Origin of the sequence: Nostoc sp. CCY0012 (assembly GCF_963920855.1) — a bacterium.
In the GTDB taxonomy this organism is placed as follows: Bacteria; Cyanobacteriota; Cyanobacteriia; order Cyanobacteriales; family Nostocaceae; genus Cyanocohniella.
Genome location: NZ_CAWUDM010000122.1, coordinates 1 through 15,689, shown reverse-complemented (window position 1 = coordinate 15,689; position 15,689 = coordinate 1). Strand labels below are relative to the sequence as shown.

15 protein-coding genes are annotated in these 15,689 nt (G+C 43.3%); 11 read left to right on the top strand and 4 right to left on the bottom strand.

Annotated elements, in window-relative coordinates:
• A partial coding sequence (locus ACM0OS_RS24680) for an NACHT domain-containing protein (protein ID WP_414545817.1) occupies positions 1-1,947 on the top strand: 1,947 nt, incomplete at its 5' end.
• 31 nt (positions 1,948-1,978) lie between these two features.
• Here ACM0OS_RS24680 and ACM0OS_RS24675 read toward each other — a convergent pair.
• The gene (locus tag ACM0OS_RS24675; protein WP_414545816.1) at positions 1,979-2,446 is read right to left on the bottom strand and encodes a hypothetical protein; all 468 of its coding nucleotides are present in this window, start codon (positions 2,444-2,446) and stop codon (positions 1,979-1,981) included.
• A 208-nt stretch (positions 2,447-2,654) separates the two neighbouring features.
• Between ACM0OS_RS24675 and radC the strand changes: the two genes are divergently transcribed.
• Together radC and ACM0OS_RS24665 are read left to right on the top strand one after the other, a co-directional pair.
• Positions 2,655-3,386 (top strand): RadC family protein, encoded by a 732-nt coding sequence (radC, locus tag ACM0OS_RS24670; protein WP_414545815.1) that lies wholly within the window; start codon positions 2,655-2,657, stop codon positions 3,384-3,386.
• A gap of 243 nt (positions 3,387-3,629) precedes the next feature.
• Positions 3,630-3,884 carry a hypothetical protein gene (locus tag ACM0OS_RS24665; protein ID WP_414545814.1) on the top strand — a complete coding sequence of 85 codons (255 nt, stop codon included), beginning with the start codon at positions 3,630-3,632 and terminating at the stop codon, positions 3,882-3,884.
• Between the two features lie 135 nt (positions 3,885-4,019).
• Here ACM0OS_RS24665 and ahcY read toward each other — a convergent pair whose 3' ends face one another.
• On the bottom strand, positions 4,020-5,297 hold the full coding sequence (gene ahcY, locus ACM0OS_RS24660; RefSeq protein WP_414545813.1) for an adenosylhomocysteinase: 1,278 nt from the start codon (positions 5,295-5,297) through the stop codon (positions 4,020-4,022).
• A gap of 737 nt (positions 5,298-6,034) precedes the next feature.
• Here ahcY and ACM0OS_RS24655 point away from each other — a divergent pair.
• The 7 genes from ACM0OS_RS24655 to ACM0OS_RS24625 all read left to right on the top strand — a co-directional run bounded on the left by ACM0OS_RS24655 (position 6,035) and on the right by ACM0OS_RS24625 (position 11,489).
• Complete coding sequence (locus ACM0OS_RS24655; RefSeq protein WP_414545818.1) at positions 6,035-7,612, top strand: mechanosensitive ion channel family protein; 1,578 nt, start codon at positions 6,035-6,037, stop codon at positions 7,610-7,612.
• Positions 7,613-7,887: 275 nt separating this feature from the next.
• Positions 7,888-8,151, top strand: coding sequence for a hypothetical protein (locus tag ACM0OS_RS24650; protein ID WP_414545812.1), 264 nt, complete (start codon positions 7,888-7,890; stop codon positions 8,149-8,151).
• Between the two features lie 161 nt (positions 8,152-8,312).
• On the top strand, positions 8,313-8,684 hold the full coding sequence (locus tag ACM0OS_RS24645) for a hypothetical protein (protein WP_414545811.1): 372 nt from the start codon (positions 8,313-8,315) through the stop codon (positions 8,682-8,684).
• A gap of 99 nt (positions 8,685-8,783) precedes the next feature.
• Positions 8,784-9,680: an ABC transporter permease gene (locus ACM0OS_RS24640; protein WP_414545810.1), complete on the top strand. Its 897-nt coding sequence runs from the start codon at positions 8,784-8,786 to the stop codon at positions 9,678-9,680.
• A gap of 86 nt (positions 9,681-9,766) precedes the next feature.
• Positions 9,767-9,967: a hypothetical protein gene (locus tag ACM0OS_RS24635; RefSeq protein WP_414545809.1), complete on the top strand. Its 201-nt coding sequence runs from the start codon at positions 9,767-9,769 to the stop codon at positions 9,965-9,967.
• A gap of 169 nt (positions 9,968-10,136) precedes the next feature.
• Positions 10,137-11,033, top strand: a complete 897-nt coding sequence (locus ACM0OS_RS24630; protein ID WP_414545808.1) for an ROK family protein — start codon at positions 10,137-10,139, stop codon at positions 11,031-11,033.
• Positions 11,034-11,051: 18 nt separating this feature from the next.
• A complete protein-coding gene (locus ACM0OS_RS24625; RefSeq protein WP_414545807.1) occupies positions 11,052-11,489 on the top strand; it encodes a hypothetical protein in 438 nt (145 codons plus the stop codon).
• A gap of 68 nt (positions 11,490-11,557) precedes the next feature.
• On the opposite strand, the gene ACM0OS_RS24620 is transcribed toward ACM0OS_RS24625, so the two are convergent.
• Both ACM0OS_RS24620 and ACM0OS_RS24615 read right to left on the bottom strand, forming a co-directional pair.
• The gene (locus ACM0OS_RS24620; protein ID WP_414545806.1) at positions 11,558-11,980 is read right to left on the bottom strand and encodes a hypothetical protein; all 423 of its coding nucleotides are present in this window, start codon (positions 11,978-11,980) and stop codon (positions 11,558-11,560) included.
• A gap of 129 nt (positions 11,981-12,109) precedes the next feature.
• A complete protein-coding gene (locus ACM0OS_RS24615; protein WP_414545805.1) occupies positions 12,110-13,747 on the bottom strand; it encodes a CTP synthase in 1,638 nt (545 codons plus the stop codon).
• 85 nt (positions 13,748-13,832) lie between these two features.
• On the opposite strand from ACM0OS_RS24615, the gene ACM0OS_RS24610 reads away from it, so the two are divergent.
• Entirely contained in the window at positions 13,833-15,653 is a 1,821-nt protein-coding gene (locus ACM0OS_RS24610) for an N-acetylmuramoyl-L-alanine amidase (RefSeq protein WP_414545804.1), read from the top strand.
• Positions 15,654-15,689: the final 36 nt, after the last annotated feature.

Below are 15,689 nucleotides of genomic sequence, written 5' to 3'. Positions count from 1 at the left end.
GGTGCAGCAGTGGCATTGGGAAATCTGGGCGATGCTGCCAAACCCTACGTCAAAGACATCGCTGATATCCTCAAGGATAAATCCGTTGAGAGTCATCTTCGTTACGGTGCAGCAGTGGCATTGGGAAAGATAGAACAACTCAATCTAAATAATATTGTTGTAATTCTAGATAGCATCTATTACGCAGGTCAATCGGAATTTGCACAGTGGCGATTTTTAACCTATTTCCTGGGTGGCGGCACTGATGAAGTAAAAACGCTGCTTACATGGCTGGGTTTTCCTGAGATTAAAACAATTCCTGCTTCATTAACCCATGGCCAAGGCGTGAAAACTCTCAAAATTTTTGCCCAATCCTGGGAACCCAGCCAAGGTTTAATAAGATTACGGGAAGACTTAGCCAAGCAAATTGCTGTAGTCGCTCGAAAAGTCTCTTGGCAACAGCAAGATATTTTGATTTTAGAAACTCACTACCACAACCTGAAAAACGCCAGATACAACGAAGCTGACTCACTGCAATCAGTCATAATTAACCTCAAAGGTTGGCAGTGGTTTTTCAACGCCAGAATTACTATCCTCACTCACGCTGCCTTTTGGCTAGCCCTCATCTTCGCCTACCCCAAATTCCCCCAAATCCAAGCCATCTTCTTCTGGAACCCTTGGGTACGCCGTATTCTCGGCATCGGCTATGTCGGCTTTCTTCTCACTTGGTTTCCACCCTTCCGCCGCAAATTATTTGAACCATTCAAACCTTCCCTATTAGCCGATGCTGGGTTAGATAATTTTAATGACCAATCATACTTCCCAGAATCCAGAGTCAAAGTTCCCGCTTCAGGAGAAATCCTGCCCATTACCGCAGCCTTACCCAGCATTAAAGGACAAATTATCTTAGAAGGTGATTCCGGCTTAGGCAAGTCGATGTTTCTCCGTCATCTCTTGAAAACCTCTCAGCGCATAGTCGTTTATCTCCCCGCCCAAAAATGTGATAAAGGCGTAATTGAAGCCATCCAAGCCAAGCTACACGGCCAAGCCCAAGATGCCGACTTTTTGAAAAACCTGATTTACAGTGGCGCCATAGATATCTGTATCGACGGACTCAACGAAGTCACCGCCGAAACCCGCGCCAAAATCTGCCAGTTTGTCGAAAGCTATTTCCGGGGCAACATTATCATGACTACCCAGCCACTAGAGTGGACACCCCCCTCAACGGCGAAGATATATAAATTGCAGCCCCTTGAGTCACAACAAATTCAAGAGTTTTTAATCTCCCGTCAGCCGCGACTCCCCAAAGATGCCAAAATTCAAGGTGCTGATTATGCCCAAGCTTGCACCAATTATTTAACAGAAGTCCTCAACAACCAGCAAGCCCAAGAAGAGTTAGATGCTGTCCGCCGCATTCTTTCCAATCCAATGGATCTAACAGTGGTCGCGCTAATGCTATCACAAGGTAAACAGCCAAACTTGTTTCGCCTGCAAGAACAGCAATACAACCTAATGGCAACAGAATACCAGCAAGAATGGAAACAAGAATTTCCCCTCAAAAGATTTTCCGCCGCCGTCTACCAAATGCGACTCGATGACAAACAAGCTTTACCTGGGGATGAATTTCACCAAGTTGTCATGTCTTTAGAAGACGAGAAATACAAAATGGTAGTCAGCCGTCAGTGGCAAGATGAAAAAGGCGAAGCCAAGAAAGAATGGTACTTCCGCCACGATAAAATCATGGATTTCTTTTTAGTGCAAAACTTTCTGGGCGAAAGTGATACAGCGGAAGAACTGCTAGTTGACAGAATGGGCGACCCCCGATTTCGTGGGGTTTATTTTTTGTTAGCAACGTTGCTTCCTTTAGATGCAGCCAAAGAACTGCGAGAAGATTTGATTCAATACGCGGCGGATACTAAAGACAATACGGTAAGTAATACCTTTGTGCAGTTGTTGCGAACTAGATAATTTTTAATTCGTAACTGGCGGGGAGTTTTCTCTATTCCCCATTTCTTTCTCGTGTCAAACTATCAATAGCATCACCCAAGGCGGTAGTGAGGCTTTGGCGAGTTTGGGCGTGATTTTCTTGCTCTGTTTTCAAGGCTTGCTGTAGGCGATCGCGTTCTTTCATGATGGCGATAAGTTTGGTTTGCAAGTCTTCTATGGATTGGATTTGCTGAATTTTTTGTTGGGCTTCTGTGGTGGCTTTGCCGTCAACGAGTATACCGGTTTCTAGTCCCTTGAGTTGATGTATCTCTGCTTTGAGGGAGGCGATGGCTTGTTGGGCTAAATTAGCATCTGTGCGGCGTTGTTCTGCTTCGGTGTTATAGAGTTTACGCCATTTTTGGGCGCTCTCCCAAGCCGTATGGCGATCGCGCTGCTGTTCTACTAGTTGTTGCTTGAGTGTTTGGATTTCTGTCAACCACTGTTGCGTTAAAGCCGTGCTTTGATCAATACCTTCTGTCATATTAATGCTCTTTTATATACTAGGCTTTCAGTATTTATCAAAACTATTATGTATGACTAAGCGATCGTCGTCATTAGCTAAGATACAGTTATCACATTGACTGGCATTCTCAAAGATTAAAGATTTTTGCCTGAAGAGATGATTTGCAGCGTAAACAAGGGATAACTAAAGATAGTTCCTTCTAAGCGACTATTATCTTAGTTGTTCTATGACCTATTGCCTCAGAATTGCCGATATCCCCACCAATGAGCGTCCGCGTGAGCGTTTGATGACCCACGGCCCCAAAATTTTAGCCACGGCTGAATTAATTGCTATTCTTTTAGGAACTGGTCAAGGGCCAGGAAAACTGTCAGCCGTGGGTTTGGGTCAATATATCCTACAAGAATTGAGTAAACACCAACGTGATCCCTTGGCAGTTCTGCGTGAAGTTACCCCGGCGGAATTAATGCAAATTCCTGGTATTGGCCCAGCAAAAGCCACAACTATTTTAGCGGCAATTGAATTAGGTAAACGCGCCTTTCAATTTCGTCCCACAGACAGTATACCTATTGATAACCCCATTGTGGCTGCGGCTGCACTCAGTCAAGACCTGATGTGGCAAACACAAGAACGTTTTGCTGTGTTGCTGTTAGATGTCAAAAATCGCTTATTGGGAACTCAAGTAATTACTATTGGCACTGCCACAGAAACCTTAGCATCTCCCCGTGACATTTTTCGAGAAGTCATCCGTCAAGGAGCAACACGAGCAATAGTTGCACATAATCACCCTTCAGGTAATGTGGAACCAAGTCAGGAAGATATAGAGTTGACACGCCAATTGTTAGCAGGGGCGCAACTTTTAGGTATTCCATTATTAGATCACTTGATTTTGGGTAATGGTGATTACCAAAGCTTACGTGATATTACGAAATTATGGATTGAGTATCCTCAAGGGGATTAGATGACAAATTTTACTGACGTAAGTTCTGTAGCCAATGCGATTACTTGTAATCAATATAGTGATCCGCTTTGATTATTGAACTGACTTGCGTAGGCTGGGAGTAGGGAATAGGGAGTGGGGAGTAGGGAATAAGGAATAAGCCTTTTCAATTGGTACTTAATTTGTTTGTTCAAAAATCAAATAGGAGTCCTATATTTGCGCTCGTGATTTAAATGGTAGGTTACTGATAAAGGATAAACAGAAATGCACAGTATTAAATTAAAGAAGCGTGTCGGTGCAGATGGAGTTTTACATTTAGATATCCCAGTGGGAATAACAGATAAAGAAGTTGAAATCATGGTAATTTATCAACCACTAGAAACATCACCTCAGCAAAAAACACCAGAGGAACGCGGTTGGATGCCTGGTTTTTTTGAAGAGGTAATTGGTGGTTGGGTAGGAGAACCCTTAGAACGACCAGAACAGGGAGATTATGAAAATAGGGAGCAGCTATTTTGACTTGTCTGCTCGATTCAAATGTTTGTATCCGCTGGATTAAAACAGGAAATTTACCAAACTTCTCACGGATACCAGTCCTCAAAAAAAAGGGATAAGCAAAACGCCTATCCCCAAAAATCAATTAATCAACGAATATCAAGTTCCACTCATCCAAGAATTGATGTACTCAACTTGGTCAGGAGTCAAAGAATCAATGTGAATACCCATTGCTTGCAACTTCAAACGAGCAATTTCTTGATCTACCTCAGTGGGAATTGAGTGCAAACCGGGTTCCAACTTACCTTGATTCTTCACCAAGTATTCACAAGCTAAGGCTTGGTTAGCAAAACTCATATCCATAACTGCGCTGGGGTGTCCTTCAGCCGCAGCTAGGTTAATCAAACGTCCTTGTCCGAGAACAACGACTGATTTACCACTGGTTAATTTATACTCTTCAGTGAAAGGACGAACTTCCTTTACTTCTTTAGCTTGAGCAGCCAGATATTTCAAATCCAGTTCAATATCAAAGTGACCGGAGTTACAAACGATCGCACCGTCTTTCATGACATCGAAGTGTTCACCACGAATGACGTGCTTGTTACCAGTCACAGTGATAAAGATATCACCTAGAGGTGCAGCTTCTGCCATTGGCAACACGCGGAAACCATCCATGACAGCCTCAATAGCCTTGATGGGGTCGATTTCGGTGACAATCACGTTACCACCCATACCGCGGGCCCGCAGTGCAGTACCTTTACCACACCAGCCGTAACCAACTACAACAATATTTTTACCAGCCAACAAAATATTTGTGGCGCGGATAATGCCATCTAGGGTAGATTGACCCGTACCATAGCGATTATCAAAGAAGTGCTTGGTGTCGGCGTCGTTAACGTTGACTGCGGGGAAGGTAAGAACGCCGTCGTTGAACATGGCGCGTAACCGCACAATGCCGGTTGTGGTTTCTTCTGTAGTCCCAATCAAATCGCCCATTTGGTGTTGGCGTTCTTGAATGAGGGTGGCAACTACGTCACTGCCATCATCAATAATAATGTTGGGGCGATGATCCAGAGCGATTTGGACGTGGCGGTTATAAGTTTCGTTGTCTTCGCCTTTGAGGGCAAATACGGGAATTTCGTGATCGGCGACGAGACTAGCTGCTACGTCGTCTTGAGTTGATAAGGGGTTACTAGCAATCAAAACAGCATCAGCACCACCAGCTTTAAGCGCGATCGCCAAATGTGCTGTTTCTGTGGTGACGTGACAACAAGCTACAAGACGAATCCCCGCAAAGGGTTTTTCTTGAGCAAAGCGATCGCGGATTTGCCCTAATACTGGCATTTCCCGTCCAGCCCATTCTATGCGCTGTCTTCCCAAGGGAGCTAGGGCGAGGTCTTTAACCTCGTGCTTTAATCGGGGAGAAGTTGCGGTCATCAAAATTTTCCTCAAAAAGTAAAAAAAGTTACGTAATAACTTACGTACTTTACTAGAGTATTCTACAACTGGTGATTCTCGGTTGTCATTACCAAGAAGCTAGTTAATTGTACTCTGGACTAGCATGACCCTGCATAGCCTTAATCTGAAAAGGCAGGGGAGCAGGGAGCAGGGGAGCAGGGGAGCAAGGGAAAAATCATTTCACTTGCGGGTGAAGTTTGTACCTTTAGTGCCTCCTGCCCCATGCCTCTTATCAACTTCACGCCTGACTTTTTTGGCCTTTATTTTTGATTTTTGTTAAGAGTATTATCAGCGCTGACTTTATTTATTCAACAGGGTAAATTTAGCATTTTGGAATCTATCTTAAGGAGTAAAAAATATCCAAAACTCTAAATCTCACTATGGTGAAGAGTAAAACTTAACTTTAGGTAAGTACATTTACTCAATTACATCACATAGGATGGCCCTGGAAGTAGCTGACGGTATATTTTTTTCAAGGAGGTATTTGAGTGCGCTTTCAATTTTTGGCGATCGCAAAGCAAGTCTTGTGGCCTAATTATGCTTCTCTCAAGCAGAAACAGGCATATAGGGAAGAAAATTGCTTAGGTAACATCCGGACTATCGCCAAGGGCGTCCCCAACTTGGACGCATCCCATAAAGCCTCCCCATCACTAGTTAGACGAGTGCAACCTAAACGCAGTCTGGGTAGGGGTGTAATGTTGACCATCGCAGGTTCAATGGCTGTAGCTGTTGTACCTATGTCCACAGCTACGGCTCAATTGCCCATAAATTTAGCTCCCAGCACCTTTAGTAGCGATGCAGATACCCAAATTGTTTCTGGGTGGATTTATTTGGATGGAAACCCATTATTTCAAATAGCGGCAACCAGAAGTAATCTTTCTGAGCGATCGCGTAATATCCAACAAAATCTCAATCAAATCCGTCAAGATTACGTCAGGTCTTCTACAGAAACACCTAACATCACCGAGAGCGTCTTAAATGGATTACCAGTCATTTATGTTGATGAGCGATATTTAATGACTGTTACTACCGAAGACGCCAGACTGCGAGGGGAAGTATCACCAGCTGTTACGGCCACTCAAATCATCGAACAGTTGAAAGAATCTTTGCAATTAGCCAGAGAAGAACGACAAACTTCATTTTTAATTAACCGAGGTCAGATTGCTGGTGGAGTTGTATTGCTGGTGCTTGTATTGAGCGGAGGAGTAAATTATTTCCAGCACCATTCCAAACATCACTCAATACAACCTATTTTTCCACTTTCTATCAAAGCTCAACAAATTACCAGTCAACTCAATCAACAGCAACATCAACATATTGAAGACATCAAGAAAAGACTGTTTCAATTAACTCAAGTAGGAATTTGGGGCAGTGGATTTGTGTTCATCTTGGGTTTATTCCCCTATACACGGATATTTCAGGTAGGGATTCTCTCGTTTGCTCAAATTCCTTTACGGGTCGGTGTGGTGCTGTTAGGAACTTATGTAGCAATCCGTTTCACCTATGCCTTAATTGACCGCTTCACTTCTACTTTGATTAGCAGTGGTGCTTTATTAACCTCAGACACTTCGGAACGGATGCAACTGCGAGTGTCCACCTTTTCTGGTGTGACTAAAAGCATCACTACTGGTATCTGGCTAGGAATTGGCATTTTATTAGCCCTAGTTTCATTGGGTATAGACATTGTGCCTCTACTCGCAGGTGCTAGTTTAATTGGTGTGGCAGTTTCCCTTGCTTCTCAGAACTTGATTAAAGACGCGATTAACGGTTTTTTGGTGATTATAGAAGACCAGTATGCCTTGGGCGATGTCATTGTTGTGGGAGAAGTGGGAGGCTTAGTAGAAAATCTCAATTTGCGGATGACTCAGTTACGAGATGCTGAGGGACGCTTAATTACAATTCCCAACAGTGAAATTAAAGTTGTTGCCAACCTTTCTAGCCGTTGGTCACGAGCCGATTTAACCATTCCAGTTGCCTATCAAGCCAATATTGATGATGCTTTACAGCTAATTAAAGATGTGGCTATGGAGATGAATCAAGATCCAATATGGAAACAGATGATCATCGCACCACCTGAAGTTTTGGGAATAGATGACTTTGGGGTGCGTGGTTTGATGATTCGTGTCTGGATTAAAACGCAGCCACTCAAACAATGGGACGTAGGGCGAGAGTATCGCCGACGCTTAAAAGTTACTTTGGATAAAGCCGGCATTTCTATTCCTGCGCCTCAACAGGATATTTGGGTCAATGATGCTCATTTACTGGGTTCGCAAACAAATGGTAAAGCTCAGTAGTTTTTAGGGGCTAGAGGCTAGAGGCTAGAGGCTAGAGAAAATCTTTCACAGGTTTATTGTGGAGTGGGCTTCTAGCCCAGAACAAGTAAGATGCCTGTTCTACAAGCAAATATTAATGCACTTTTTAACTGTGTCAGTTCACTCTCTGACTTACAGCATTTTTCTTCCCATTCGAGTACATATGTACTATAATAAGTATAGCCTCCACAAAGCCTAGTCAAGTGCAACGCGGCGATGTGAAAGTCTTCTGGAAGATGGATTCAAGGGTTAAGCCAATGATCAAGCATTACATCCTCAACCTCAACCCGACTGCCAAGCACGAATGGGATCGGTGTATATTACGTGACCCGTTGACAGCCAAACGCCCGGAGATTGCTAAATTAATCGCCGAAGCTGTCGGTGCTGATGCAGGTAGTTATTTAGTAAGTGTGAATATCGAAGTACAAGTTTTACAAGAAGCTGCGGCACCCCAAGCTGAACAACTCTCGCTGCCATTTCCAGAAATTAATGTTCCAGCGCAATTGAGGGAAGTGGCGTAAGGGGACAAGGGGACAAGGGGACAAGGGGACAAGGGGACAAGGGGACAAGGGGACAAGCTCAGTGCGGTGCAAGGAGAAAAACTTGGGAATAGTCACAAAAACTATCTCCCTATCTCCCCATCTCCCCATCCCCCCATCCCTATTTATAGGAAGGTAATTTGATGGTGCAATTAAGTTATTATCCCAGTGCGATCGCTCAAGCGGCTCAACGAGTGAACGAAATAGATTCTCAGTTAATGGCGGTGCAGCACCAGATTAACCGATTTGAAGGTAATGCTGACCGTGTTGCCGCTTTTGAGATGGATTTGAAAAATGATGCTCAACGCAAGTCTCGTCGCTTTGAAGTGCTGCTGGTAAATCAAGAGTATCAACAAGCAGTGGATATGCAGATGCGATTATCTGTGGAAAAAGCCAATGCGATCGCTCATTTAGAATATCTGCGTAACCAGTTTAGTGTAGCGAAATTAGAAGCGAGATTGGCCATCGCTCAACAACTCTCTGATTTTGAATCTCTTGAATTAGTTGGTTTGTAGCCGTTTGGATCACAGGTGGGCAAAATGCCTGCCTGATTTTTGTTGGCTTTTGCCTGAGTATATGTAAAATAGTATCTTTCTTGATCCAGGCGATCGCTCATGGCCATCACTAAACGTCAGCTGCCAACATTTTTACGTTTTACCCAAAATCCCAATCTTTCACAGAAATTAATGCTGATTGGGATTGCCATTACTTTATTTTTCTTTTTTTTGGCATTCTTTGCTCCTGTCTTACAGGGTTGGGGATGGCTACAAAACCCTAGAGAGTTTCTGGCTAACCCTATCCAAGAACCACCGTCAGCTAAATATTGGTTTGGGACAAGTCGTTTAGGACATGATGTATTTTCTCGTACATTGTTTGGCGCTCAAGCTGCGTTGCAAGTAGTAATTTTAGCTACAGCACTCAGCATGATTATTGGTGTGCCTTTAGGGATGCTAAGTGGCTATCTTGGCGGTAAGTTGGATAAGGTGTTGCTGTTTGTCATGGATAGTATCTACACCTTGCCGGGGCTATTATTATCTGTGACACTGGCTTTTGTGGTGGGTCGGGGAATTTTAAATGCGGCGATCGCCATTAGTATTGCTTACGTTCCCCAATATTACCGAGTTGTCCGTAATCATACTGTTAGTGTCAAAACTGAAGTATTTATTGAAGCGGCTCAAGCAATGGGTGCTTCTACTTGGGTTGTATTATCTCGTTATCTCTTTTTTAACGTTATTCAAAGCGTACCTGTATTATTTACCCTCAACGCCGCCGATGCAATTTTAGTATTAGGCGGTTTAGGCTTTTTAGGATTAGGACTTCCCGAAGAAGTGCCAGAATGGGGTCACGACTTAAGACAAGCCCTAGAAGCCTTGCCCACAGGCATTTGGTGGACTACTCTCTTCCCCGGTTTAGCCATGACATTAATGGTAGTAGGGTTATCACTACTTGGTGAGGGGTTAAATGAGTTTGTCAATCCTCGATTACGGCGCGAGAATGGAATCCGGAAATAGTCCATCTTTGCTGAAAAAAATAAATTGGAGCGAAATGACTGTTTCTGCGTCTGAATATTTGTTGATTTTATTACCGAGAGAACTGAGTGAAAGATAACATTTCCTTAATCGCTGCCGCTGCTGGTGGGTTCATGCTATCCGTTGCCCTAACTGGTCTGTTACACGGTACACCAGTGACAAATTGGCAGCAATCAAGTTTTCATTCTTCAATGGCGACTAATTTACATATCACATCCAAAAATACAGAAGACTCAGAGATGTTTCGCACCAAAACGCCAAAAAACTAATACTATTTCTTTATCTGTATGGATTGATTCCCAGAAATTCCTGGGGGTCTAATTTGCTAAGGAGTTAAAGCATATATACCAATGCTTTAAAATCCGGCAACACATCCAAAACCGCAAACCCAGTTTCTATCTGGCTTTCTGAATTACGAATTGGTTTATATTTTATCAGGTGATTAATTCTCAAGTAATTGGTATTGATGTGGGGGGAACAGCAATTAAGCTGGGAAGGTTCCAACCAGATGGCACGTGCCTCCAATCTTTGACTGTAGCAACTCCCCAACCATCGACACCAGAAGCGGTGCTGGTGGTTTTGATAGATGCGATCGCTCAAGTAGACCCCTACAATGAAGCTGTTGCCATTGGTGTGGGAACTCCTGGCCCTGCTGATAAAACAGGACGTATTGCCCAAATCGCCATCAACTTACCGGGATGGATAAATGTACCGTTGGCCGACTGGTTAGAAGCCAAAACTGGTAAACCTACAATTATTGCCAACGATGCCAACTGTGCAGGCTTGGCAGAATCTTGGCTAGGAGCAGGGCGCCACTTTCAAAATCTTATTTTGTTGACCTTGGGAACTGGGGTTGGTGGAGCGATTATTTTGGATGGCAAACTGTTTGTAGGACATCAAGGCGCAGCCGGGGAACTGGGTTTAATTACCTTGAACCCCAATGGCCCCACGTGTAATAGTGGCAATCGCGGCTCTTTAGAACAGTATGCGTCAGTTGCCGCCATTCGCCAGCACACCGGGAAAGAACCAATGGAATTAGCCGCCCTTGCCCAAGCCGGAGATATGTGTGCCTTGACTTTTTGGCAAGAATATGGTAAGGGTTTAGGTATTGGTTTAGCTAGTTTAATTTACGTTTTAACACCAGAAGCAGTTGTTATTGGTGGCGGTATTAGTGGTTGCTTTAAGTTTTTTGTCTCCGCAGCTAAAGCAGAAATTGAAAAGCGAGTCATGCCCACATCTCGCGCCGGCTTACAAATTTTACCCGCTGAATTAGGCAACTCAGCCGGAATGGTGGGTGCAGCAAAATTGGCATCATCATTGGTTATTCATCATTAGCCATCTTCCCAGTTTCCTATGGTGCAAATTATTCCAGCCAGAGAAATCAGTCTTGATGAATTGGAAGAAAAGTTTGGTTTGCAACTGGCCTCAGATACCAATTTCTTTAGAGAGTGGCAAGATAATTTACCGACTCTGAATGCTGTAGAAAAGCAAGCAATTGAGCGAATTAAAAGCAATTATTTTAACTTAAATAAACGCCGTTTCATGTCAGAAGAGGCAGTGAAGATGGTAGTGCTGTCTCCTTTATTAGATTTAGCTGGATTTTATCAACCTCCTTTTGAGATTGAAACTGAAACTGCTATAGAAATCACTGCTGAAGACGAAGGTTTGATTGTTAAAGGTAATATTGATGTTCTTGTCATTCAAAAACGTTTGTGGATACTCGTAATTGAATCAAAAAGTAGTAAATGCTTTATCAATGGAACGCGATGCAGAATTACAGCAAGTACTTAGTATATTAAAGCGTCTAGGAAACTTGATAATTTAATCGACTTAGGAACAGGCTAGAGGCTAGCAATTAGTCATGATAAAGAATATCCCGTGGACTTTTGCACAAATTTTAAAACTTTTTCATAAGATTCTGGATTACTCACGGGGTTAATAATAATAGGAATCGTCCCATCGGGTAACCAAAAAGTTATTCTATTATTAGGTTCTTGACAAAAAGAACTAATACAAGTGAGGTTAATTATATATTCATTTTTTTCATAAAATATTTTTACCCAATGGGCATTTTCTAGTTCTATCCCTGTCACATATTCTAAATATTCTAAAATTTTTTGATAATCTTCTAAATTACTCTGCGGGTTAATCACAATGGGAATAGCACAATCAGGTAGCCAAAAAGTGACCCTGCCATTCTTTTCATAACAAAAAGCATTAACACGGTCGAAATTGACTACATATTCTTTCTTTTCGTAAAGGATTTTCACCCAGTACGCCACAACATCTCCTTAAGTTTGAAGTTTATGAATGATGCACCCTGTATATGTCTGAACAAAAGTCTCAAGTCCTAAGTTAATGTTGCTGTGCGTGGATTCAAAACTCAATGTTTTTCTTGAGTTTTGAATTATTTAAGAAACTTCTACAGGTGTTGGTAATCCAGAAAGTGAATGAGTCCGGTTGATAGCAGCTTCCATGAATCCTTTAAATAAAGGATGAGGAGTGTTAGGCCGGGAATGAAACTCTGGATGAAATTGGCAAGATATAAAGAAGGGATGTTGGGGAAATTCTACAATTTCCACTAAACGTCCATCGGGAGAAGTGCCACTAATTACATAACCAGATTCCAACAACATATTACGGTAATTATTGTTAAACTCATAGCGATGTCGATGGCGTTCGTCAACCACGTCTTGTTGATAAAGATTGTAAGCCAAAGTGTTGGGGACAAGACGACAAGGATAAAGTCCTAATCGCATGGTTCCGCCTAAGTCAACCACATCATGTTGTTCTGGCAACAGGTTAATAACTGGATTGGTGGTTTCGGGATCAAATTCGGAACTGTTAGCGCCGATTAAGCCCTCGACATTTCTGGCCCATTCAATCACGGAACATTGCATTCCCAAGCATAAACCCAAGAAGGGTATTTGGCGATCGCGTGCGTATTTAATGGCGGCAATTTTACCGTCTACACCCCGAATCCCAAAACCTCCAGGTACTAAAATACCGTCAACGCCTGCTAAATAAGTATCAGGTGATTCGTTTTCTATGTCTTCGGAGTTCACCCACCGCAAACGCAAATCTCCATAGGTAGCAATAGCCGCATGACGCAACGCCTCGACTACAGAGAGGTATGCATCACTTAACCGCACATATTTACCAACAATGGCAATTTCCACAGTGTACTTGGGACTGTACAACCGTTCCACCATTGCTTGCCACTGCACCAGATTTGGTTGACGCTGTTCCATTTGCAGCAAATCTAATGCTTGTTCTGCCAGTCCTTCTTGTTCTAAAATTAGCGGTACTTCGTAAATACTGCTGGCATCTTGGGCAGTGATGACACATTCTTGGGGAACATCGCAAAATTCCGACAACTTGCGTTTTAATCCCACAGGTAACGAGCGATCGCACCGACAAACTAAAATATCTGGTTGAATTCCAATAGATCTCAGTTCTTTGACAGAATGCTGTGTAGGCTTAGTTTTCATTTCACCAGCCGAAGCTATCCACGGTACTAAGGTGACGTGCATATACAAGACATTTTGCCGTCCTACTTCCTTACGTAACTGGCGAATAGCCTCCATAAACGGCAGCGATTCAATATCTCCCACCGTACCACCAATTTCTGTAATCACTACAGATGGATTAGTATCTTCAGCAACCCGCAAAATTCTTTCTTTAATTTCGTTGGTGATGTGAGGGATAACCTGCACCGTACCGCCATTATAGTCTCCGCGTCGCTCCCGATTAATTACTGCTTGGTAAATCGAGCCAGTGGTAACACTGTTTAACCGCGACATTGAAGTATCGGTAAAGCGTTCGTAATGTCCCAAGTCTAAATCTGTTTCCGCACCATCCTGGGTAACAAACACTTCCCCATGCTGAAAAGGACTCATTGTACCTGGATCGATATTAATATAAGGATCGAGTTTCAAAATCGACACCGAATAATTGCGCGATTTCAGTAAACGTCCCAGACTTGCTGCTACAATGCCCTTACCAATACTGGAAACTACACCTCCAGTTACGAAAATAAACTTAGTCATAGTAGTTTGAATTTCTAGCAACTTCTCAAAATACATCCCGTCATTGTGCCACAGTCACTGTGGTTAAATCTTTGGTTCTGTTGTCGTGAAAAAACTTTTAGGTTTAGTAATATCAGGCTGTATTGTTACCTCCTCTGTAGTAACCTTGGCAGAATCACCACTTTTAGTTGTTTATCCCCCAAACAACCATCAGACAAGTGCGGAAAAAATCTTTTTTATTGGCACAGCGCCAGCAGATGGACAGGTTCTCATCAATGGTAAGCCAATTAACCGCAGCAAAGCCGGTCATTTTGCCCCAAGTTTTCCCTTAGAAGTGGGAGAGAATCTCTTTACTGTACGCCACCAAAACCAAGAACTTCAGATTCAAGTTACAAGGCGTGCCACTCAGCCTGAATTGCCACAAGGGCTAGACTTTGCCAAAGATTCTCTCACTCCAGCAGCTGACATTGCCAGACTACCGGGAGAACTAATTTGTTTTAGCGCCATTGCACCCCCTAATGCCAGTGTATCTGTGAACCTGGCAAATCAAACAATTACTCTTGCACCCCAAACCCAACAAGTAAGTTTACCAAGTAATGCGGCTGCCCTCACGGGAAGTAACCAGCCTACCGCCCAGTTTATCCCAGGAAAGTATGAGGGTTGTACTACATTGCCACAACCTGGTTTCCTTACCTACGGTAACAACATCATGCCTGGTGCTGTGATCCCAGATGCCAGTAAAAATGTGGATTTGGGTAAACCAGAATTTCAACTTACACTCAATGGTAAGACGATAACTCAACCAGGGACTGGTCAAATTCAAATCCTCTCACCCTCAAACTTGCAAGTTGCTGAGGTGGTAGTAGATGCAGGGGTGGCACGTACTGGCCCCAGTACCGATTATTCTCGACTTACCCCACTACCTCACCGAACACGGGCATCAATTACTGGAAGAGAAGGTGAATGGCTACGCTTAGACTATGGCGGTTGGATTAATAGTCAGGAAACTCGCACTTTACCAGGTGCGATTCCGCCACATACCACCATTCGCAGTGTTGGATATCGCCGACTTTCTGATGCCACAGAGATAGTTTTTCCCTTACAAGTTCCTGTACCGATAAGTGTGCAACAAGGCGATAATAATTTCACCCTCACACTTTACAACACCACTGCCCAAACAGACACAATTCGTCTAGATGATGACCCTTTAATTTCTCGTCTAGATTGGCAGCAGGTAGCTCCAGGACAAGCGCAATACACCTTTAACCTCAAAAAAGCTCAACAGTGGGGATATAAGCTGAGATACGACAATACAACCCTGGTTTTAGCTTTACGTCATCCGCCGACAATAAAGCGTGAAAGACGCAATCCTTTATCTGGTATCAAGATTCTACTCGATCCAGGGCATGGAGGCAAAGAATCAGGTGCTATTGGGCCAAACGGATATACAGAAAAAGAAGTCAATTTAGTCGTATCCAAGTTATTGCGTGATGAATTGGTGAAACTAGGGGCCACAGTAGTCATGACCAGAGACACTGATGTTGAAGTTTCCCTAGGCGATCGCATGGCCATGATACATCGAGAATCACCTGCGATCGCCCTTTCCATACATTACAACGCCTTACCTGATAGTGGTGACGCCGAGAACACCAAGGGAATCGGCACTTTCTGGTATCATCCCCAAGCTCATAGCCTAGCTATATTTATGCATAACTATTTAGTGAAAAGGCTAGATAGACCTTCCTACGGCGTGTTTTGGAATAATTTAGCCCTGACACGTCCCCATGCAGCACCATCGGTGTTATTGGAATTAGGTTTTATGATTAATCCTGAAGAATTTGAATGGATAGAAAATCCCCAAGAGCAGCAAAAATTAGCTAGGGCTGTGGCTGATGGAGTTGTTGAGTGGTTTAAAACTAGGGAGTAGGGGAGAAGAGGCAGGGGGGCAGGGAGCAGGGGGCAG